This window comes from Acidisoma cellulosilyticum, assembly GCF_020621385.1.
GTDB classification, from domain to species: domain Bacteria; phylum Pseudomonadota; class Alphaproteobacteria; order Acetobacterales; family Acetobacteraceae; genus Acidisoma; species Acidisoma cellulosilyticum.
This window is the reverse complement of the sequence record NZ_JAESVA010000006.1, coordinates 22,706-42,811: the sequence shown is the minus strand read 5'-3', so window position 1 is coordinate 42,811 and position 20,106 is coordinate 22,706. Positions and strand designations below refer to the sequence as shown.

Genomic DNA, 20,106 nt, shown 5'->3' with positions numbered 1-20,106 from the left:
GCGGATCAATGTTTCGGATCTAGGTATTTGGCGACAGAAGCGGATATCTTCGAGGAACTGACGCCGCTGCTTCGCGTGCGGCCCGAACTGCAGGCGATCTGTCGTTTCGGTGCCCAATGGGCATCGCCCCATGCGCCGGAGCCTGAGGGCTGGGCGCCCTTTCATATCGTGACGGCTGGGCAATGCCGGTTGGAGATGCCGGGTGCCGCGCCCCTCACGCTCACCGCAGGGGATGTCGCGGTCTTACCGCATGGCGGTCCCCATACGATCAGGACGGCCTCGGCGCCCCACGAACTATCGCCGCCGATGCGTTCGCTGTCCCGCCCGTTCGACGGGATCATGATCAAAACCAATGTCGAGACGGACGTGGAGACCGGGTTGATCTGTGGCCGGTTCCAGTTCGAGCAGGCAAATCACAACACCGTCCTGGCGGCGCTGCCGCCGATCGTCGTCGTTCCGGCCGCCACGGGCAAGAATGCCGGGCGGATCGCCAGCCTGGTCACCACCATGCAAACGGAACTCTTAGATGACCGCCCTGGTGCGGCCGCCGTCGCGACCGCGCTGGCCCTGGCTGTGATGGTGATCGTGTTGCGGGCACATCTGGAGGCGGCAGCACCGCAGCAAGGCGTGCTGGCACTTCTGGCGCGGCCCCAGACGGCGAAGGCGCTGCTCGGCATGCTGAAAGACCCTGCGCGACCTTGGACTCTGGACGATCTGGCGGAGCAGGGCCACACGTCACGGGCGACGCTTGTGCGGCAATTTCAGGCTGCCGTGAACATGGCGCCGGTGGCCTTTCTGGCTGAACTCCGCCTCACCCTTGCCCGCGGTCGCATTCGGGCCAGCAGGACAGCATTGGCGGTCATCGCCGAGGATGTCGGCTACCAGTCGGAGACAGCCTTCAGCCGCGCCTATCAAAGACAGTTCGGCGTGCCGCCGAGCGGGGATCGATCCGCGATGTAATGGTTGACGGACGTCCAGCCTATTTTCCTGGAACAAAGCCAGGCCTGACGGGATTTCGTTTGGCAGCCGCGAGCAGGGTGATGGCGACCCCCGATCGCCACCAGCATATCGGCTTGATCTCGCAGATTGTATGCAATATGGTGCGTGTAATAGAGGGCGATATGGATACAATCATAGGTCGGGCTATCCCTGAACATGTGGCGCAACTGCTGACCAACGAGATTATCTTCGGCCGTCTGGCGCCCAATGCGCGCCTGACGGAGGAGGAGGTGGCAGCAACCTACGGCGTCAGTCGTTCGCCGGTACGCGAGGGCTTGCGCTTGTTGGAGCGTGACGGTCTGGTGCGGCGCTCCGCCCGCAAAGGGATTTGGGTGTCACCCTTGTCTCTCAGGGATTTCGACGAGGTCTATCAAATCCGGGTCGGGCTTGAGGCCTTGGCGGCTGAGGGGGCTGCGCAATCGGACGCGGCGGCGGCGGCGAAATTAGCTTTGGTCTCTATCCTCGATCGCCTCAAGACCGCGGAAGATCAGAGTGACATTCCCGCCCTTTTCCGAGCGGATGTGGAAGCCTCTGACCTGATTTACAAGTTGAGCGGTAACGCTACCCTGCAGCGGTTGCTGTTGAGTTTGGAAAAGCAGGCCTTGCGCTATCGGTTTTTTACCTATTCCGAGAGTACCAAAGCCGTCAAAATGTCGCTCGGCGGCAGCCGCAAGATTTTCGCCTGCATTTATGGTGGCAAAGCGAAAGAGGCGCATGACCTGACGGCGGCGCTGATTGGCGACATCTGGTTGACCATGCGGCCCGTCATCGCTGCGGCTTTCCCGGAATCCGAGTGATGCTGACAACCGACGGAACCTATACGGTCATCGATTCTCACACGGCGGGCCATCCGACGCGTGTCATCCTCAGCGGCGTCCCCCGATTGGCCGGCGATACCGTGCTCGCCATGCGCGACAACTTTCGCGACAGGCATGATCATTTGCGGGCGCGATTGCTGCATGAGCCTGCCGGGCATGCCGCCATGGTGGGCCTGGTTCCGGTGCCATCCGACCGGGCCGATTACGGGGCTTTTTTCATCTCCTCCTATGTCTATCTCGATATGTGCGGCCATGCGACCATTGGCTATGCCAAAACATTGGCAGCGACCGGCGCGATAGCGGCCCCGCTTGAAAGCTTCACGCTGGAGACACCGGCGGGGGTGGTGACGGTCGGGCTGCGGTGGGCGCCTGACGGCAGTTTGGATCGGGCCATTATCCGAAACGTTCCATGCTATGTCGGCTATGAACGAGTTGACGTGGCACTGCCGGATGGACGCAAGGTTCGTGCGGATCTGGCTTTCGGTGGCATATGGTACGCCATCGTGGATGCAGCCCCCCTCGGTCTGACGCTGGATGACACCAACGCCTCGGCGGCAATGGCATTGGGTGCGACGATAAAGCGCGCATTGGGTGATGCGCTGGCGGGGCTTGATCCTGCAAAAGGCGGCGCCTCGGTGCCAAGCGTGCTGTTCTATCAGGAGACCGGGCCGCATCGCGCAAGGCATCTGCTCGTGCTGGCTGAGAATAAGTTCGACCGTTCGCCTTGCGGCACGGGAACCTCCGCCCGCATGGCGCTTCTCGCTCATCGCGGCGAAATCGATGATGCGACCACCTATATTGCGGACAACCTGCTCGGCGTCAGTTTTCGGGCAAGGATCGCCGCGCGCGTGGTCGAGCACGGCCAGCCTGCGATCATTCCCGAAATTGAAGGTCAGGCCTTCATCACAGCCTTCAGCACGATTGTGAAGGAGGCGGGTGATCCGCTGACCGCAGGCTTCCTATGCCGATGACCGTCCGGATCGAAGGCGGTTGCAGCGAAGGGTGACCGGCCAGAGTTAGGCCCGGTCATGGCGTCTCATCTAAACGCAATACTTTCAAGTATTTGTGCTGTTTTATTATTTTGATTCGGCATCTTAATATTCACAATCTGGGGCGCCATTTCTCTGATCGTGAATTTTCAGCCTGACTATATGAATATTTGCTTGCAACACCATGTTGTGTACAATATGGAGAATAGCATAGACAGTATGCGTCTTGTTATGCATCTGGTCTTTTGACCAAAGGCTTGTCCTGAGCCTGGACTTCGTCGCTTTCCTTGCGGAAAGCCGCATGATTGCCGAAAGATTGAAGATTGGCCCAACCCACGAGAGATCGGGACATGACATTGAAGCTCTATTCCTGTCAGACGACTCTCAGTCTATTTAAGCGGCGGCAGAAATGACGACCATAAGATTTGAGAAAGTCTCGAAGAGCTTCGGCGACTACAATGCTGTTCAGGATCTTAATCTTGAGATCAAGGACGGCGAGTTCATGGTCTTCGTCGGCCCGTCCGGTTGCGGGAAAACCACGACGCTGCGCATGCTCGCTGGTTTGGAAACACCGACTTATGGGCGCATCTACCTCGATAATGACGATGTAACGCTTGCCGCACCCGGTAAGCGGGATGTGGCGATGGTTTTCCAAAGCTATGCGCTCTATCCTCATATGACGGTCCGCAAGAATCTCGCCTTTGGGCCTGAGGTAAGGGGCGAGCCGAAGGCCGCGATCGCGAAGCGCGTCGAGCAAGTCTCGGAACTGGTCGGGTTGCAGTCGCTGTTGCATCGACGCCCATCGGAACTATCCGGTGGCCAGCGGCAGCGCGTCGCATTGGGCCGTGCGATGATCCGTGAGCCACGCATTTTTCTTCTCGATGAACCCTTGTCCAATCTCGATGCCGCCTTGCGCACGCATATGCGGACCGAGATTTCGGAGTTGCAGCGCAAGCTTGGCGTGACCACCGTCTATGTCACGCACGATCAGGTTGAAGCGATGACCATGGGGCACCGCATCGCGGTCTTCAGCCATGGCCGCATCCTGCAGGTCGACACGCCGGCAAGGCTTTACGGTGCGCCGGCGAACAAGTCCGTGGCGACCTTCATCGGCTCGCCTAAGATGAACATCCTGCCCGCCAGACTGGCGCCGGGCGCCGGCCATGTCACCGTGAACTGCCTGGGCACAGTGTTTACGCTGCCATCGCTTAGTCTTACCTCTGCTTTGCCACCTGAGATGATTGAACTCGGTATTCGTCCGGATGATATCCACTGGACGAAGGACGCGCCTTCGCGCTGTACCGAGAAGATGTCCGGCACCGTGATTAGCCTGGAGACGACGGGGTCTGAGACCTTCGTCATCGTCGATATTCAGGGTGTCGAGGTCAATTCTCGCTTTCCGAGCTTTGTCCAAATCAAGATCGGTGATCAAGTCGATCTTTTATTTGATCGCTCGGATGTGCATCTGTTTGATGCGACAAGCGGAGACAGCCTTCGGGACGTCTCATCCATAGTCGAGATGTCCGCTCTATCCCACGTCAAGTAAGTAACCGGCTTGTAATCAGCAAGGATAGCGTTATGTTGCCTCGTTCGCGTCGACGTCTTGTCTTGAGCACGACTGTGCTGTCTGCCCTGGCTAGTATCGGAATTATGGCGTCGCATGTCGCGACCGCCGCGGCTGCGACCGTCAAGGTTGCCTATAGCCTCGACTATTTCATGGCGAGCCCGGAACTGACGACCAAATGGTTCACTGGCGTCAAGACCCAGTTCGAGACGGAACATCCCGGTGACACGCTGCAACTGATCCCGATTCCGGGCGGTTATGATGACTTTACAACTAAATTGAGCCTTCTGTTCAATTCGCATTCGACCGCGCCTGACATCGTCCAATATGCGGCGGTCTCGGTCGGTCAATTCGCGGCCAGCGATCTGCTGGCGCCGCTGGATAAGCAGCTTGAAACCTCGTCCTGGTGGAAGACTTTCCCTGAGCCCGTGAAGGCCGAGGGCATGATTGACGGCAAGGTCTATGGCGTCGCCGAAGGCGAGAATGATTACGGCCTGGTCTATGACCGCACGCTGCTCTCCAAGGCCGGCCTGCCGCATGACTGGTCGCCCAAGACCTGGCAGGACATCCTCGATGCGGCGCGGGCGATCAAGAAGGCCGCGCCGAACTCCTGGCCGATCTGGCTGATGACGGGCACGTCTCAGGGCACCTATGGCGTCGTCGCCGGTGCCGGTGTTCTGCTGGCTGCCGCCAGCAATCCGACGGTTCTTGATCCGGCAACCAATAAATGGGTCGTCGACAGCAAGGGCATCCGCGAGGTTCTGGCCTTCTATCGTGATGCCTCGGCCGAAGGCTTGCTGGCACCCTCTGCCCAGATCCTGGATCCCAATGCCGGCAATAATACGGGTCCGCTCGTGCCGCAGCATAAGATCGGCATTGTCTTCTCGGGCAACTGGGTTCCGGAAGATTGGAGCAAGACCATCAACCAGCCGTACTGGCCCGATCCGGATAAGGTGATCGGCTTCGCGCCGGTGCCGACCTCCGCCGGGCAGACGCCCGGAACCGGCGGCAGTTTCGGCGGGTGGGATTTGTCCGTCTACAAGAAATCGCCGCATCCTGATCTTGCCTGGGACGCCGTGAATATCATGCAGCAGGAAAAGAACATGCTGGACCTGGCGGCCAATGCGCTCGTCATCCCGCCTGTGCCTGCCTATACGAATGACGCTGCCTATCTGGCGATGGCAGAACCGCCGTTTCAGACCGACTTCGCGCATCTTCTCTATACCGAGAAGGCGATGCCGGCCAGCGCCGAGTTTCCCGTCTGGGCCTATGCCTTTCAGCAGGCGACCGAAACGATGGTGCTGAAGCCGAAGACCTCGATCGACGACGCTGTGAAGGCGATGAAGGCCTATGTGTCGCAGCAGCTCGGCGCCGATCGGGTCGAGGTGATGAACTAGTCGATCACGGACAGAAGGGGAGGACCGCGTGTGACCGAAGCAACCGTCATGCCGCTGAAGCCAGCGCCGTCGCGGCGGTCCGGGCCGCGGCGACTTGATCGGCCGCGTCTTAAGCTCGCGAGCCTCTTCCTTCTGGCGCCGGCAGGCATTCTGTTGCCTGCGCTATTCATCCTGCCCGTGTGCTACGCGATCTATCTCGGTTTCACCAATCTGCAGCTGGTTGGCTTGCATTCGGTGCATTACCGGTTCACCGGCTGGGCCAATATCGCGTTCATGCTGAGCGACGCGAGTTTCTATCAGTCGCTTTGGGTCACGGCCCTCTTCGTCGTTGGGTCCGGGGCGGTGGGTTCGACCTTACTTGGCCTGGTCCTCGCGATTGCCTTGCAACAGGCGATGCCCGCACTCCGCATGGCAGTGAGCGGTCTGGCCATTCTGGCCTGGACATTGCCGCCGACGACGATCGCGCTGGTCTGGATCGCAAGCGCCAGCCCATCAGGCCCGATCGCGGCCATGATGGCCGATATGAAGGCCGATCCGCTATATGATCATGCCCTGCTCATCGTCTCCGCGGCCAATGCCTGGTCCTTGGCCGGGCTTGCGATGATCATGTTTTCGGCGGCCTTGCGGAATGTGCCGAAGGACATGATCGAAGCGGGGACGCTTGAGGGCGCATCCTCGGTCCAGCGCATGATGCGGATCACCCTGCCGTTTTTGAAGCCGACGATTGTCACGAGCGCGCTGCTGATGACGCTTCTCACCTTCGGCAATTTCACGCTCATCTATCTTATGACGGCCGGTGGGCCGGATAATGCGACGAACATATTGCCTGTCTACTCCTATCTGGAGGGCTTCAAGTTTTTCAATCTCGGCTATTCCGCTCTCCTCGGAAATATCATCGTCATATTTTCGGCGCTTTTGGGCAGCGTCTTCGTCTTTCTTGGCCAGTCACGTCGTTGATCGGGACCCTATCCATGACCTTATCCCACCATCGGCAGAGTGAAGGGGCCGGCTCATGCTAAATCCCGGTGCCAAGGCGAGCAAGGAGAGTGATTCGGGCGCGCCGGTGCCGAACCCGGTCAGCGGCTTGAGTTTCGAGAAGGTCTTCAGCAACCTGACCATTGCCGTGCTCGGGGTGTTTTTTGCGATCCCGATGCTTTGGCTTGTATTGGCATCTGTCGATCGCCGGGCGACCTATGCTTTGAAACTGCCTTTACTGACATTCGCGAATTTTCTGGCCGCCTTGCAGCCGGAGAATCTTGGCGCTTTGGGCAATAGCATCATCATGTCGGTCATCGCGACCGTCGTTGGCACGGTCGTTGCTTTTCTGGCAGCCTATTCGTTTTCCAGGCACTATATTCCCTGGAAGGGACCGGTTCTTCTCGCGATCCTTTTTCTGTCCGGCGTGCCGATCACGGTTCTGATCGTGCCGATGTATGAGATGTTCTCCTACGCCGGATGGCTGTCCCTTGTGCCGACGGCGATCCTGCTTGCCGTCACCGCGATGCCCTTTCAGATCTACCTCATCAAGAACTTCATCGACGCTATCCCGTTGGATCTGGAGGAAGCCGCCTTCATCGAAAAGGCAGGCACCTTGCGCGTTCTGCGCTCGGTCGTGGTGCCCATGACAATGCCGGGCCTGGCATCGGCCGCCATTTTCGGTTTCGTGAATGCCTGGGGAAGCTTTCTTCTACCGGTCGTACTGATCAGCGACGTTGACCAGCAGACGGCGCCGGAACGTCTCTATGGTTTCATGAGTTCGACCTCCGTCAATTATGGCGGTATCGCCGCCTATTCGATTATCTATTCGCTACCGGTTGTCCTGCTCTATGTGCTGATGTCGCGGCATTTCAAGGCAGGCTTCGTTCTGGGCGGCGCCGTGCGATGAGCGCCGCCAGAAGCCGCCGCAGGATGCGTCATCAAATTGTGTACAATATGGAATATGCCGGACGCGATTTGCCTGTCATCCTATGCCGTGACAGAGCCATGAGCCCGAGGCTGGAGAAACACCATGTCGCTTGATTTCGATCCCAATAGCCTCGCCATTCCGCAAGGCCATCATATCGGCGGGCGCTTTGTCGCGATGGGAAGCGAGGAGATTGCGGTTCTCCGTCCGTCCGACCATCAACTGCTAGGCGTGATCACTGATGGCGGTGAGGCCGCCGTGGATGCGGCGGTGGATGCCGCCCGTGCGGCCCTCGCAGCCTCCGGTTGGAACCGCATCGCGCCGCTGCAACGCGCCCGCGTTCTGCATGCCTTCGCCAATGCCGTGGAAGCGGATGCGACCTATCTGGCGCAATTGGAGGCGGCCAGTTCTTCGCGTCTTATCAAGCTGACGACTGTGGTGGACGTTATCCGTACTGCCGGTGTCATTCGCTATTACGCCGAGTTCTGCGACAAGATCGAAGGCACCATCACCGCGACCGAGAATGGCGTCATGAGCCTGATCCGGCAGGAGCCTTACGGGATCGTGGGCGCGATCGCGCCGTGGAATTTCCCGATGATCACGGCGGCCTGGAAATTCGCGCCCGCTCTGGCGGCCGGGAATGCCGTGGTGATGAAAACCTCAGAATTGACGCCGCATACATTGCTGGCGCTGGCTGAGATTGCGACGCGGGCCGGTCTTCCGGCCGGTCTGTTCAACGTCGTCAACGGCTATGGCACGACGACGGGCGCGGCCATCGTGCGTCACCCGGCGATCGGCAAAATCTCCTTCACCGGGTCCACCGCGACGGGCGCTGCGATCATGACGCTTGCCGCGCAATCCGGTATCAAGCCCGTGACTTTGGAACTCGGCGGCAAAAGCCCGGCCCTGGTCTTCGATGATCATGGTGATCTGGCGGCGACAGCGGCCAAGGTGACGACCGGATTCACGGGCAATGCCGGCCAGGTCTGCACTGCGGGGTCACGTCTCATCGTGCAGCGCCGCACAGCGGACGCTTTGCTGGAGGCGATTGAGAAAAACTGTCTTGCTCTGCGTCCGGGCGCGACCTGGGAAGAAGCGACGACCTTCGCGCCGATCATTAGCGAAAAGCAGGTGATGCGGATCGAGAGCCTGGTCGAGAAGACGTTGGATGAGGGTGCCAGTCTTCGCATCGGCGGCCAGCGGATGGAAGGTCGCAATGCCGGCGCCTATTTCGCGCCGACCATTCTGGAAGGTGTCAGCGAGCAGAACACGGGATTCCGCGAGGAGTTTTTCGGTCCTGTCCTGATCGTCGATCGCTTCGATGACCCGGAGGAGGGCATCGCCAAGGCGGCCCATCCCACCTACGGCCTTGCGGCCAATGTCTATGGCCGTGATCTGAAGCAGGTCCTGGCGGCCGTTGAAGGCATCGAGGCCGGCATGATCTGGGTCAACCAGCCCGGTCGTGCGCCGGAATTCGCTTTTCCGGCCGGCGGTTTCAAAGGCTCCGGCTTCGGCAAGGATATGGGCCGTGCAGGGATCGAGGCCTTCCTGCGTCAGAAGGCTGCCTGGATCAACTACGCCGCGTGATGCGCTGCGCAACGGGTATTTGCTGTGTCCATCGAACGCTATGATTTCGTAATTGTTGGCGGCGGCTCGGCCGGAGCGGTTCTTGCGAACCGTCTCTCGGCCGACGGTCGCCATACTGTGGCTCTGTTCGAAGCAGGGCCCGATACGCCACCCGATGCGGTGCCAGACGTGATTGCCGATAGCTACCCGGGCCTATCCTATTTCGATCCGCGCTTTCACTGGGAAAAGCTGCGCGTCTTCATGCGCTCGCCACGCAGCAATAGCGGGGCGGCGGCGAAGGACAGCAAGCTGGAACAGGCGCGCGTCATGGGTGGCGGTTCCAGCATCAACGGCCAATTCGCGGTACGCGGCCTGCCCGCCGATTACGACGAGTGGGAATCGCTCGGCGTGCGCGGCTGGGGCTGGAAAGACATGCTGCCCATGCTGAAGCGCCTGGAGCGCGATCAGGATTTCCAGGGTGAGCTCCATGGTGCGAGTGGACCGATCCCCATTCGTCGCGACTTCCCCGAGAAATGGGCGCCCTTCACGAAATCGGTCGCGGCGGCGCTTGAAAAGACCGGTGCGGTCTATCGTGAGGATTACAACGCGACCACGGAGGACGGGCTTTTCCCGCTGCCGCTGTCCAACGAGCATGATCGCCGCGTTTCGACCGCTACCGGCTATCTGACGGCGGAGGTGCGCCGGCGTCCCAATCTGACGATCGTCGCCGAAGCGATGGTTGAGCGTCTTGTCAACGAAGGCCAGCGCATCACCGGCATTGAAGTGAATGTAGCGGGTGTGCGCCGGCATGTGGCGGCAGGGGAGGTCATCATCTCCGCCGGCGCATTGCACAGTCCGGCGATTCTGCTGCGCGCCGGTATTGGTCCGGCTGCCGATTTGCGCAGAATGGGCATCGATGTCCTGGCCGATGTGCCGGGCGTCGGCGAAAATCTGACGGATCATCCCCATATCGCTTTCGCCATTCATCTGAAACCCGGCTTTCGTCTGTCACGGGGGCAGCGGCGGCATATTTTCCTCGGCCATCGCTATAGTTCGGGGGCTGAGGGCTGCACGCCTGGTGATATGCTGATGATGCCGGTCAACCGCGCGGGCTGGCATCGGCTTGGCCTGTCCATGGCGGCGCTGAATATTTGCGTCAACAAATCCTATTCGCAGGGGACAGTGCGGTTGAAGACGCCGCATTATGATGACGAACCCTTGGTCGATATCAATCTGGGGGCCGATGGGCGGGATCTTTCGCGTCTGGTGGACGGGTTCAAGCGCCTGTATGCGGTGATGACGAGTCCCGAAGTCGCGCCGGGCGTGAATACCTGGTTTCTGGCGGGCTATAGCGACGAAGTGCGTCGTCTGAGCGTGAAGAGCCGCAAAACCTGGGTCAAGACGGCCGCCGCGGCGGCCCTGCTGGACTTTCCGCCGACGCGCGAGATGATCATTCGCCGCAAATTCGGCTCGCAGGATCAGCTGCACCGCATGGCGAAGGATGATGAGGCCATCGCGGATTGGGTGCGCAGCACGGTCTGGTCCGGCTGGCATGTTTCCGGCACCTGTCGCATGGGGGCGGAGGATGATCCGCTGGCGGTATTGGACAACCGCTGCCGCGTGCGCGGGGTGGAAGGGCTGCGGGTGGTTGATGCCTCCGTCATGCCGTCCATCATCGCGGCCAATACCAATATTTCCACGATCGCCATCGCCGAACGCGCGAGCGATCTCATCCTCAATCGAGAATAGGAATTCCGCCGATGCGTGCGAATAATCTCCGCAAGATCTGGTCTGAGGGTGGCACGGTCTATAACGGCTGGCTGATGATCCCGTCATCCGTCAGCGCCGAGATGATGGCCCGTCAGGGCTGGGACAGCATCACCGTGGATATGCAGCATGGGCTTATCGACTATGCCGATGCATTGACAATGCTGCAGGCGATTTCAGTGACCGACAGCGTGCCGGTGGTACGCGTCCCGTCCTTGGAATCCGGGATTATCGGCAAGATGCTGGATGCCGGCGCCTATGCCATTATTTGCCCAATGGTCAATACGCGCGAGCAGGCGGAATATTTCGTGCGCAGCTGCCGCTATGCGCCGCTCGGCCATCGCAGCATGGGGCCGGTGCGCGCCACGATGTATGGCGGCTCCGATTACGGGCTGAAGGCGAATGAAACCGTCGTCAGCATGGCGATGATCGAAACAGGCGAGGCTGTCGACAATATTGATGAAATCCTGTCCGTTCCCGGCCTGGATTCGATCTTTGTCGGGCCGTCGGATCTCTCGGTCTCTCTCGGTCACACGCCGGGCTTCGATCCGCGCTTCCCGAAAGTCTACGATGCGATCGTCAAGATCGCAGAAGCGGCGAAGCGGCATAATATTCCGGCCGGCATCCATACCGGCTCCATCGCTTATACGCGTGACATGGAAGCGCTCGGCTACAGCTTCTTTGCCTATCTCAGCGAGCTGCGCTTCATGGCCGGCGCCGGCAATGACGCGCTGTCGGAACTGCGCCAGGGCGGCGAAGTGGCCGGTGCCACCAAATCCAGCTCGTATTGACAGGACTGTGACCGGCATGTCTCGCCCGGATCTGCTTCAGGCCGGCCCGCTGATGCCTTATCTGGTGGAAGAGCTGGAGCGCCGCTTCACGCTTTGGCCCTTGCATGAGCAGGCGGAACCTGCGGCCTTTATCGCCCGCGAGGGCCGCCGTTTTCAGGCGGCGGTGACGAGCACCTTTGTCGGTTTTCCGGCCGATCTGGTCGAGGCTTGCCCGAACCTTCGTCTTATCGCGTCCTTCGGTGTCGGCACCGACAGCCTGGCTTTGCCCTATGCGCAGTCAAGGGGGATCACGGTCACCAATACGCCGGATGTCTTGAACGACGATACTGCCAATATGGCGATCGCCCTGCTGCTCGCCTGCAGCCGCAACCTGGTCGCGAATGATCGCTATCTGCGCGCCGGTCAGTGGCCGCGGGCAGGGGATCCGCCGCTCGGCCGGGGCATCGCGGGGCGGATCATCGGCATTGTCGGCCTGGGGCGGATCGGCATGGTCATCGCCCAGCGTCTGGAGGCCTTCGGTTGCGTCATCGCCTATCACACACGCAATCTCCGTGCGGATGTGCCATGGCGTCACGCGCCCGATCTGGTCGCCTTGGCCCGAGAGGCAGCAGCCCTGATTGTCATCGTGCCGGGCGGCCCTGCCACACAGCATATGATCGACGCCGAGGTGATGGACGCTTTGGGGCCGGAAGGCTTGCTCATCAATGTCGCCCGCGGGTCGGTGGTTGATGAGGCAGCGCTGGTGACGGCGCTGACGGAAGGGCGTCTTGGCGGCGCGGGCCTTGACGTCTATCAGAACGAGCCGCATGTGCCCGAGGCCATGTTCGGCCTCGATCAGGTTATTCTTCAACCGCACCAGGGCAGCGCCACGCGCGAGACCCGGCGCGCCATGGCCGATCTTGTCATCGGCAATCTTGATCGTTTTTTCGCGGGTGAGGCCTTGCTCACGCCGCTTGCTCTATCCCCGTCTTCGCGGAGTGTCTCAGCATGAATGCCATCACCAATCTGATCGGCGGCCGCAAGGTCGCGCCTCAGGGCCAGGAGCGCTATTGCGCCGTCAATCCGTCGCGCCTGGATGACGTCATCGCGGATTATGCGTTTTCCTCGGCGGATGAGGTCGAATCCGCGGTCGCTGCGGCGCAGACCGCCTTTTCGTCCTGGAAGGCCCGCGGGGCGATCGGCCGCGCGGATATTCTGGCCAGGGCCGGGGCGATCCTGATTGCGCGCACAGCGGAACTCGGCGCGTTGATGACGCGCGAGATGGGCAAGCCTTTGCCCGAGGCCATGGGCGAAGTCGGCTATGCCGGCAAGGTGCTGCAATTCTACGCGGCGGAAGCGCAGCGCGCGGCCGGCGAGACCCTGCATTCGGGCCGGCCCAATGTGCATTACTATACGCTGCGCGAGCCTTTGGGTGCCGTCGGCCTCATCACGCCCTGGAACTTTCCTTTCTCCATCGCTTGCTGGAAGCTTGGCCCTGCGCTGATGACAGGCAATACGGTTGTGTGGAAGCCGGCGCCGCATCACCCGCTGTGCTCGCAGGCCGTGATCGACGCTCTGCTGGAAGCCGGGCTGCCCGAGGGTGTCGTCAACCTTGTCCATGGCGGCGCCGAGGTCGGCGCGGCGATTGTGCGGCATAAGGCGCTGCCGGCCATTTCCTTCACCGGTTCCACGCCCGTCGGACAGGCGATCTATCGCGAGGTTTCCGCGCGCCTTGGCCGTGCGCAATGCGAGATGGGCGGGAAGAACGCCCTTTACGTGCATGAGGCAGCGGATCTGGACAAGGCGGTGACCATTGCCACAGAAGGTGCTTTCCGGTCCGCCGGGCAGAAATGCACGGCGACCAGCCGCGTTCTGGTTGATCGCGCCATTGCCGGTCGGTTCGAGGAGGCTTTCGCCGCTCGCGTGGCCGGGCTGACGGTCGGCGATCCGATGACGGAGGGCACATTTCTGGGCCCGGTGGTGGATGACCGCCAATTCGCCAAGGTGCTCGGTCATATCACGGCCGGCATCGCTGCCGGCGAGCGTCTGGTCGTCGGCGGTGATAAGGCTCCGATGGAAAACGGCTATTATGTCGCGCCGACCTTGTTTGCGGATGTCGCCCCCGATGCGCCGCTGGCACAGCAGGAGATTTTCGGCCCCGTGGTCGCGGTGATTCCGGTCGATGGGCTGGAAGCCGCGCTGGCCGTCGTCAACGGCACGGATTACGGGCTGAGCAGCACGATCATGACGCGCGATCTGGAAGCCGCCCATCGCTTCGCGCGTGGCGCGGAGAGTGGTGTCGTCGGCGTCAATCTGCCCACGGCGGGTGTGGAGATGCACGCGCCCTTCCAGGGCTGGAAAGGGTCGGGCCTCGGCCAGCCTGAGCAGGGGCTCAAGATCATCGACTTCTACACGCATTGGCGTTCGGTCGCGATGCAGTTCGCCTGATCGGTTGGTTTGAGCGAGAGGCGCCATGACAGCGACAAGCTCCTTGCCCGTGCGGCCGGGCAATGCCGGACATGTCACCATCATCGGTGCCGGCATCATCGGCGTCTGCTCGGCGAATTACCTGCTGCGCGCGGGCTTCTCGGTGGAGGTGCTGGACCCGGTTCTGCCCGGCTCGCCGGATCAATGTTCCTACGGCAATGCAGGTGGCATCTGTCCCGGTTCCTGCATTCCGAATGCCATGCCCGGCATGGCGAAGAACATTCCCGGTTGGCTGGCCGATCCGGAAGGGCCGATCAGCCTGCGGCTGCTGCATCTGCCGCATGCGCTGCCTTGGCTCATCCGTTTTCTGGCGGCCGGCCGCCGGGGCAGGGTGCCCGCCATTGCGGACGCAATGCGGGCGCTGCATCGCTATACGTTTGAGGCCTACGAACCTCTGCTCAAGGATGCCGGTTGCGAAGACCTGCTGCAGAAGCGCGGGCAGCTCTTTGCCTATGAGGATCCCGCAGGGCCGGCGAAAAGCGGCTATTCCCTTGGTCTGAGACGCGAGCGTGGCGTGGCGGTCGAGATTCTGAACGCTGATGAATTGCATCAGTTGGAGCCGGCACTCGGACCACAGTTCAAGGCCGGGGTCTATCTGCCCGAGCAGGGACAGACGCCCAATCCTGGACGCTTGGTGGAGCGTCTGGCGGCACTTGCCGCCAGCCAGGGCGCGCAGTTCATTCGCACCAAAGTGCAGGCGCTGGAGATGGGGGCGCAAGGCCCGGTTGCGGTGCAGACCGATAAGGGCCGGCGGCCGGTGCAGCAATTGGTGGTATGCGCGGGCGCCTTTTCCGGCCCCTTCGCCCGCACGCTCGGCCTGCGCATTCCGCTGGAATCCGAGCGCGGCTACCATGTCACCGTCAGCAGCGCGCGGACGGCGCTGCGCATTCAGACGGTGTCGGCCGAGCATAAATTCGTCGCGGCACCGCATGAGGGCGGGTTGCGTCTGTCGGGCACCGTGGAATTCGCCGGGTTGACGGCGAAGCCCGATCCGAAGCGTGCCAGCATTTTGCTGGCGCAAGGCCAGCGCATGTTTCCGGGCCTCGATATCAGCAGCTATACGTCCTGGATGGGCAACCGGCCGGGGACGCCGGACAGCATTCCGGTGATCGAGCGTCTGGCGCGCTACCCGAATGTGGTCCTCGCCTTCGGCCACGGCCATCAGGGCATGATCGGTGGTGCGGTGACAGGCCGGCTTGTTGCCCAACTGGCGGCGGGCCAAGCGCCCGGCATTGATCTTTCACCCTTCAGGTCAGACCGATTTTAGCGGATCTTGTGGCAAAGGACCCGATCATGAGAGGTATCATCATCACTGGTTCCGGCAGCGGCATCGGCGCGGAGATTGCCCGGACGCTCGCATCCCCTGATACCGGTCTTGTCATTCATGCGCTGCGCAACGAGGAAGGCTGCAAACGTGTGGCCGAGGTTTGCGAAAGCCGCGGTGCGCGCACCACGATCGTCCTCGGCGATATCGCCGATCGCGCAACATCGGCGCGTTTGGTTGATGCGGCGGTCAAGGCCTTCGGCAGCCTTAACGTCATCATCGCCAATGCCGGGTTCCCGAACCGGGACCCTTTGGGCAAGCTGACCCGCGAGACTTTCGACTACGTGCATGCCGCCATCACCGGCGCCTTTCTGGACCTGGCGACCATCGCGCTGCCGTTCCTGCAGGCGGCCAAGGACGCGCGCATGGTCGCGATCAGCACCCATAACGCCCATGTCTTTCGGTCTGACTATCCGGTTTATCCGGCTTCGGCTGCCGCCAAGGCAGCGGTGGAGGCCATGGTGCGGGCGCTGGCCATTCAACTCGCACCCGACGGTATCCTGGTCAATGCCGTGGTACCCGGCCTGATCCAGAAAGATAACGGACCGCAATTCCTGTCCGCCGAGGAATGGCAGGCCTTTGAGCGGAAGGTGCCACTCGGCCGTGCCGGAACGCCGCAGGAGGTCGCGGCTTTGGTGCAGTTCCTGTGCTCACCGGCGGCAAGCTATATTACCGGACAAGCGCTGCATGTGAATGGCGGCTTTGCCTGAAGGATTTGCCTCGGAATAGTCGAGAGCCCTTCAGGATCAGGCCGGCCGTCCTTCGTCAGCGGCATTGAGCCTGCCGAAATCGTTCAAAGACCCATGGCGGCGATATTGGGATTGCCATAGCCGCTATTGGCCGTGCCATCGGTATAGGACTTCGACCAAACCCCTTCGGCGCCGGCTTAGCTATAGATGTCAAGCTTCGGTGTCGGGTGGGCGACCAGACCGCCGGCAATATCGTCCGGGCGGGCGAGGGCAAGGCCAGGTCTGCCCCCATGGGTAAACTGTCGACAATATAAGCGATTATAGGGCAAAAAATCGGCCCAGTCTTCGAAATCGGCCATCTTTTTGTCGACAATATTGACAGACACTCTCCCTGGTAGTAGCCCCTTCTCAGGGAGAAGCCGCCAATGCTGAAAGTGCTGGCAAACGATTTCGAGGATGCGGACGCGACGGCTGCACATCGTATTTTTGAGCAGCTGAGCGAGGCGATCGTGAGCGGCGATCTCGCTGCCGGATCAAAAATTCAAGAGGCGGCGCTGGCCGCCCGATTTGGTGTGAGCCGTGCCCCGCTTCGGGAAGCCTTGCGCCGATTGGAGGAACGTAAGCTCCTGACACGATCACCGCGATCCAGCGCTCGTGTCACCGTTCTAACGCCCGCGCGAATTGTGGAGCTTTTTACCATCCGGGAAGTTCTGGAAGGCGTCGCTGCGCGGCAAGCTGCGTCGCATATGAACGCCTCGGATATTAACCATTTACGCGCTCTGTTGCAGCGGCATGAAGAGGTGCTGGACGCCATAGATGACGACATCTATCGCCAAGGTATAGCCGATGAAGATTTCCATTTTTACATTATAAAGTGCAGCGGCAATGCGACGCTCGCGCAGATTTTATGCAATGAGTATTACAATCTCATCCGCCTTGTCAGACGTCAGCATAGCCGTGTTCCCGGTCGCGCCCGGCGCGCCTTGAGTGAGCATCACCAATTGATCGAGGCGCTTGCCGAAGGGGACGGCAATTTCGCCGAAATCCTCATGAGACGGCATGTCGCATCCGCACTTCGCAGCATTCTCGGCAGTATAGCAACACAAGTAGAAATCGCATCATGATCACCCATGACGTTCGAGTGTACCCGGAATCTGAGCGCCTGCCGCGGGCGGGTCAGCTCGCGTGGAAAATCGCCGAGGTTGCCGCCGACGCGGTCGAGGTTGAGCCCGCTGTTGCCGAGATGATCATCAATCGGGTCATCGACAACGCATCCGTCGCTATGGCGGCGATCAACCGCCACCCGGTTACCTCGGCACGCGATCAGGCATTGGCACATGCGCGACCCGGTGGCGCGACGGTTTTCGGCCTCGGCCCCGATATGCGCGTGCATGCCGAATGGGCGGCCTGGGCGAATGGCACGGCGGTCAGGGAACTCGACTACCACGACACCTTTCTGGCGGCCGATTACAGTCACCCCGGCGATAATATCCCGCCTATTCTGGCGGTCGCGCAGCAATGCGGCGCGGATGGCCGGGCCCTGCTGCGAGGCCTCGCGACCGGATATGAAATCCAGGTCAATCTGGTGCGGGCGATTTGCCTGCACAAGCACAAGATCGACCATGTCGCCCATCTGGGACCTTCGGCCGCCGCCGGCATCGGCACGCTGCTCGGCCTGCCGACAGAGGTGATCTATCAATCCGTGCAGCAGGCGCTGCATGTGACGACGGCGACGCGACAAAGCCGCAAGGGCGAGATCAGCTCCTGGAAGGCCTTCGCGCCCAGTCATGCCGGCAAACTGGCGGTGGAGGCGGTGGACCGCGCTATGCGCGGCGAAGGCGCACCGAGCCCGATCTATGAAGGCGAGGACAGCGTCATCGCCTGGATGCTGGACGGCAAGGCTGCCCATTATCTTGTGCCGCTGCCGGGGGCGAGCGAGCCGAAACGCGCGATTCTCGATACCTATACCAAGGAACATTCGGCCGAGTATCAAAGTCAGGCCTTGATCGATCTTGCCTTCCGCATGGGCAGGAAGGTCGATCAGTGGGAGGATGTCGAGAGCATCCTGATCAGCACCAGTCATCACACGCATTACGTCATCGGCACGGGATCGAACGACCCGCAGAAATTCGACCCGACCGCCAGCCGCGAAACGCTTGACCACTCCATCATGTATATCGTGGCCGTCGCCCTGCAGGATGGCGCTTGGCATCATGTGCGATCCTACCTGCCGGAGCGCGCGCAGCGGCCGGATACGGTGGCGCTGTGGCGCAAGATCAGCACGGTGGAAGACCCAGACTGGACGACGCGCTATCACGCGGAAGATCCGGCCTTGAAAGCCTTCGGCGGGCGCATCGAGATCCGGATGAAGGACGGCCGTGTGATTGCCGATGAGTTGGCGGTCGCCAATGCCCATAGCCTGGGCGCGACGCCCTGGGCGCGGCCCGACTATATCCGGAAATTCCGCACGCTGACCGAGGGCGTGCTGGATAGTGCGGAAGTTTCCCGCTTTCTGCAGGTCGCTGAAAGTCTTCCCTCGCTCAAGGCTCATGAATTGCCGGAACTCACGCTGGCGCTGCCGAAGGGAGCGCTTGGGGTGGGAGAAACCAGAGGCATTTTTTAAGCAAGTCGATTCTTCTTTTTCTGAAGAAAAAGAACATCCTGCCTTTGGGGAACCAGCATGAGCGAGACAATACAACAAAAGCCAAAGAAGTCGGTGGCGCTTTCCGGTGTCGTTGCCGGCAATACCGCCCTTTGCACCGTGGGGCGTACGGGCAACGATCTGCATTACCGGGGCTACGATATTCTCGATATCGCGCCCCGTTGCACCTTCGAGGAAATTGCCTATCTCCTCATCCACGGCAGCCTGCCGACCGAGGACGAACTGCGCGGCTACGTCGCGAAACTGCGCAGTTTGCGTGGTCTGCCGGCAGCGTTGAAGACGGTTCTGGAAACCATTCCGCCCGCCGCGCATCCGATGGACGTCATGCGCACCGGTGTCTCAGTCCTCGGCTCGCTTTTGCCGGAATCCGCGGGCCATGATGCGGAGGGGGCGCGCGATATCGCCGACAGGCTGATCGCCTGTCTGGGATCGATCCTGCTCTATTGGTATCACTTCGCCCAGAACGGCAGACGCATCGAGACCGAGACGGATGATGTGGGGATAGCCGGGCATTTCCTGCATCTTCTGCACGGTAAAGCGCCAACCGAAAGCTGGGTGCGGGCGATGGATACCTCGCTCAACCTCTATGCCGAGCATGAGTTCAATGCCTCGACCTTCGCTGCCAGGATCGTCGCTGGCACCGGCTCCGATCTTTACAGCGCGATCACGGCGGGGGTCGGCGCGCTGCGCGGCCCGAAACATGGCGGTGCCAATGAAGTCGCTTTCGACATCCAGAAACGCTATGCGTCAGTGGATGAGGCGGAAGCAGATATCCGTCGTCGAATCGAAGCGCGCGAAGTCATCATCGGCTTCGGTCATCCGGTCTATACCACGGCCGATCCGCGCAATATCGTCATCAAAACCGTCGCATCCGACCTCGCGAACGAGGTAAGGTCGCGAAAGATGTTCGAAATCGCTGAGCGCATCGAGAGCGTGATGATGGATGCGAAGCGCATGTTCCCCAATCTCGATTGGTTCAGCGCCGTGAGCTATCATCTGATGGGCGTGCCGACGGCGATGTTCACGCCGCTATTCGTCATTGCCCGCACGGCCGGCTGGTCTGCCCATGTCATCGAGCAGCGGCAGGATGGACGGATCATCAGGCCTTCTGCCAATTATACCGGGCCGGAGGATCTTCCTTTCTTGCCGCTGGCCGATCGGGGAACCTGAC

General features: G+C 61.1%; 17 protein-coding genes. All 17 read left to right on the top strand.

The window, feature by feature from the left end:
- The first annotated feature begins 27 nt into the window (after nucleotides 1-27).
- The 17 genes from ACELLULO517_RS17705 (at nucleotide 28) to prpC (ending at nucleotide 20,105) form a co-directional block, all read left to right on the top strand.
- On the top strand, nucleotides 28-960 hold the full coding sequence (locus ACELLULO517_RS17705; RefSeq protein WP_227308748.1) for an AraC family transcriptional regulator: 933 nt from the start codon (nucleotides 28-30) through the stop codon (nucleotides 958-960).
- Between the two features lie 161 nt (nucleotides 961-1,121).
- Nucleotides 1,122-1,796 (top strand): GntR family transcriptional regulator, encoded by a 675-nt coding sequence (locus ACELLULO517_RS17700; protein WP_227308747.1) that lies wholly within the window; start codon nucleotides 1,122-1,124, stop codon nucleotides 1,794-1,796.
- On the top strand, nucleotides 1,796-2,788 hold the full coding sequence (locus ACELLULO517_RS17695; RefSeq protein ID WP_227308746.1) for a proline racemase family protein: 993 nt from the start codon (nucleotides 1,796-1,798) through the stop codon (nucleotides 2,786-2,788). Before ACELLULO517_RS17700 ends, ACELLULO517_RS17695 begins: the two co-directional genes overlap by 1 nt.
- A 427-nt stretch (nucleotides 2,789-3,215) precedes the next feature.
- Nucleotides 3,216-4,352, top strand: coding sequence for an ABC transporter ATP-binding protein (locus ACELLULO517_RS17690; protein ID WP_227308745.1), 1,137 nt, complete (start codon nucleotides 3,216-3,218; stop codon nucleotides 4,350-4,352).
- A 62-nt stretch (nucleotides 4,353-4,414) separates the two neighbouring features.
- The gene (locus tag ACELLULO517_RS17685) at nucleotides 4,415-5,767 is read left to right on the top strand and encodes an extracellular solute-binding protein (protein ID WP_227308744.1); all 1,353 of its coding nucleotides are present in this window, start codon (nucleotides 4,415-4,417) and stop codon (nucleotides 5,765-5,767) included.
- Between the two features lie 30 nt (nucleotides 5,768-5,797).
- A complete protein-coding gene (locus tag ACELLULO517_RS17680) occupies nucleotides 5,798-6,724 on the top strand; it encodes a carbohydrate ABC transporter permease (RefSeq protein WP_227308743.1) in 927 nt (308 codons plus the stop codon).
- A gap of 55 nt (nucleotides 6,725-6,779) precedes the next feature.
- On the top strand, nucleotides 6,780-7,652 hold the full coding sequence (locus tag ACELLULO517_RS17675) for a carbohydrate ABC transporter permease (protein ID WP_227308742.1): 873 nt from the start codon (nucleotides 6,780-6,782) through the stop codon (nucleotides 7,650-7,652).
- A gap of 123 nt (nucleotides 7,653-7,775) precedes the next feature.
- On the top strand, nucleotides 7,776-9,257 hold the full coding sequence (locus ACELLULO517_RS17670) for an aldehyde dehydrogenase family protein (RefSeq protein ID WP_227308741.1): 1,482 nt from the start codon (nucleotides 7,776-7,778) through the stop codon (nucleotides 9,255-9,257).
- 24 nt (nucleotides 9,258-9,281) lie between these two features.
- On the top strand, nucleotides 9,282-10,985 hold the full coding sequence (locus ACELLULO517_RS28935) for a GMC family oxidoreductase (RefSeq protein WP_227308740.1): 1,704 nt from the start codon (nucleotides 9,282-9,284) through the stop codon (nucleotides 10,983-10,985).
- An 11-nt stretch (nucleotides 10,986-10,996) separates the two neighbouring features.
- Complete coding sequence (locus ACELLULO517_RS17660; RefSeq protein ID WP_227308739.1) at nucleotides 10,997-11,794, top strand: HpcH/HpaI aldolase family protein; 798 nt, start codon at nucleotides 10,997-10,999, stop codon at nucleotides 11,792-11,794.
- Nucleotides 11,795-11,810: 16 nt separating this feature from the next.
- Nucleotides 11,811-12,785, top strand: a complete 975-nt coding sequence (locus ACELLULO517_RS17655; RefSeq protein ID WP_227308738.1) for a 2-hydroxyacid dehydrogenase — start codon at nucleotides 11,811-11,813, stop codon at nucleotides 12,783-12,785.
- Complete coding sequence (locus tag ACELLULO517_RS17650) at nucleotides 12,782-14,221, top strand: aldehyde dehydrogenase family protein (RefSeq protein WP_227308737.1); 1,440 nt, start codon at nucleotides 12,782-12,784, stop codon at nucleotides 14,219-14,221. The genes ACELLULO517_RS17655 and ACELLULO517_RS17650 overlap by 4 nt, the downstream gene beginning before the upstream one ends.
- A gap of 25 nt (nucleotides 14,222-14,246) precedes the next feature.
- Entirely contained in the window at nucleotides 14,247-15,527 is a 1,281-nt protein-coding gene (locus ACELLULO517_RS17645; protein WP_227308736.1) for an NAD(P)/FAD-dependent oxidoreductase, read from the top strand.
- Between the two features lie 26 nt (nucleotides 15,528-15,553).
- Complete coding sequence (locus ACELLULO517_RS17640; RefSeq protein ID WP_227308735.1) at nucleotides 15,554-16,294, top strand: SDR family NAD(P)-dependent oxidoreductase; 741 nt, start codon at nucleotides 15,554-15,556, stop codon at nucleotides 16,292-16,294.
- A gap of 404 nt (nucleotides 16,295-16,698) precedes the next feature.
- The gene (locus ACELLULO517_RS17635; RefSeq protein ID WP_227308734.1) at nucleotides 16,699-17,397 is read left to right on the top strand and encodes a GntR family transcriptional regulator; all 699 of its coding nucleotides are present in this window, start codon (nucleotides 16,699-16,701) and stop codon (nucleotides 17,395-17,397) included.
- On the top strand, nucleotides 17,394-18,896 hold the full coding sequence (locus ACELLULO517_RS17630; RefSeq protein WP_227308733.1) for an MmgE/PrpD family protein: 1,503 nt from the start codon (nucleotides 17,394-17,396) through the stop codon (nucleotides 18,894-18,896). The genes ACELLULO517_RS17635 and ACELLULO517_RS17630 overlap by 4 nt, the downstream gene beginning before the upstream one ends.
- Nucleotides 18,897-18,953: 57 nt before the next feature.
- The gene (gene prpC, locus ACELLULO517_RS17625; protein ID WP_227308732.1) at nucleotides 18,954-20,105 is read left to right on the top strand and encodes a bifunctional 2-methylcitrate synthase/citrate synthase; all 1,152 of its coding nucleotides are present in this window, start codon (nucleotides 18,954-18,956) and stop codon (nucleotides 20,103-20,105) included.
- The last annotated feature ends 1 nt before the right edge of the window (nucleotide 20,106 follow it).

Bases quoted from the DNA above. Each gene is read 5' to 3' on its own strand.
- ACELLULO517_RS17660 (WP_227308739.1), top strand. From the start codon at position 10,997: ATGCGTGCGAATAATCTCCGCAAGATCTGGTCTGAGGGTGGCACGGTC.
- ACELLULO517_RS17640 (WP_227308735.1), top strand. From the start codon at position 15,554: ATGAGAGGTATCATCATCACTGGTTCCGGCAGCGGCATCGGCGCGGAG.
- ACELLULO517_RS17655 (WP_227308738.1), top strand. From the start codon at position 11,811: ATGTCTCGCCCGGATCTGCTTCAGGCCGGCCCGCTGATGCCTTATCTG.
- ACELLULO517_RS17700 (WP_227308747.1), top strand. From the start codon at position 1,122: ATGGATACAATCATAGGTCGGGCTATCCCTGAACATGTGGCGCAACTG.
- prpC (WP_227308732.1), top strand. From the start codon at position 18,954: ATGAGCGAGACAATACAACAAAAGCCAAAGAAGTCGGTGGCGCTTTCC.
- ACELLULO517_RS17670 (WP_227308741.1), top strand. From the start codon at position 7,776: ATGTCGCTTGATTTCGATCCCAATAGCCTCGCCATTCCGCAAGGCCAT.
- ACELLULO517_RS17630 (WP_227308733.1), top strand. From the start codon at position 17,394: ATGATCACCCATGACGTTCGAGTGTACCCGGAATCTGAGCGCCTGCCG.
- ACELLULO517_RS17645 (WP_227308736.1), top strand. From the start codon at position 14,247: ATGACAGCGACAAGCTCCTTGCCCGTGCGGCCGGGCAATGCCGGACAT.
- ACELLULO517_RS17650 (WP_227308737.1), top strand. From the start codon at position 12,782: ATGAATGCCATCACCAATCTGATCGGCGGCCGCAAGGTCGCGCCTCAG.
- ACELLULO517_RS17675 (WP_227308742.1), top strand. From the start codon at position 6,780: ATGCTAAATCCCGGTGCCAAGGCGAGCAAGGAGAGTGATTCGGGCGCG.
- ACELLULO517_RS17690 (WP_227308745.1), top strand. From the start codon at position 3,216: ATGACGACCATAAGATTTGAGAAAGTCTCGAAGAGCTTCGGCGACTAC.
- ACELLULO517_RS17635 (WP_227308734.1), top strand. From the start codon at position 16,699: ATGCTGAAAGTGCTGGCAAACGATTTCGAGGATGCGGACGCGACGGCT.
- ACELLULO517_RS17695 (WP_227308746.1), top strand. From the start codon at position 1,796: ATGCTGACAACCGACGGAACCTATACGGTCATCGATTCTCACACGGCG.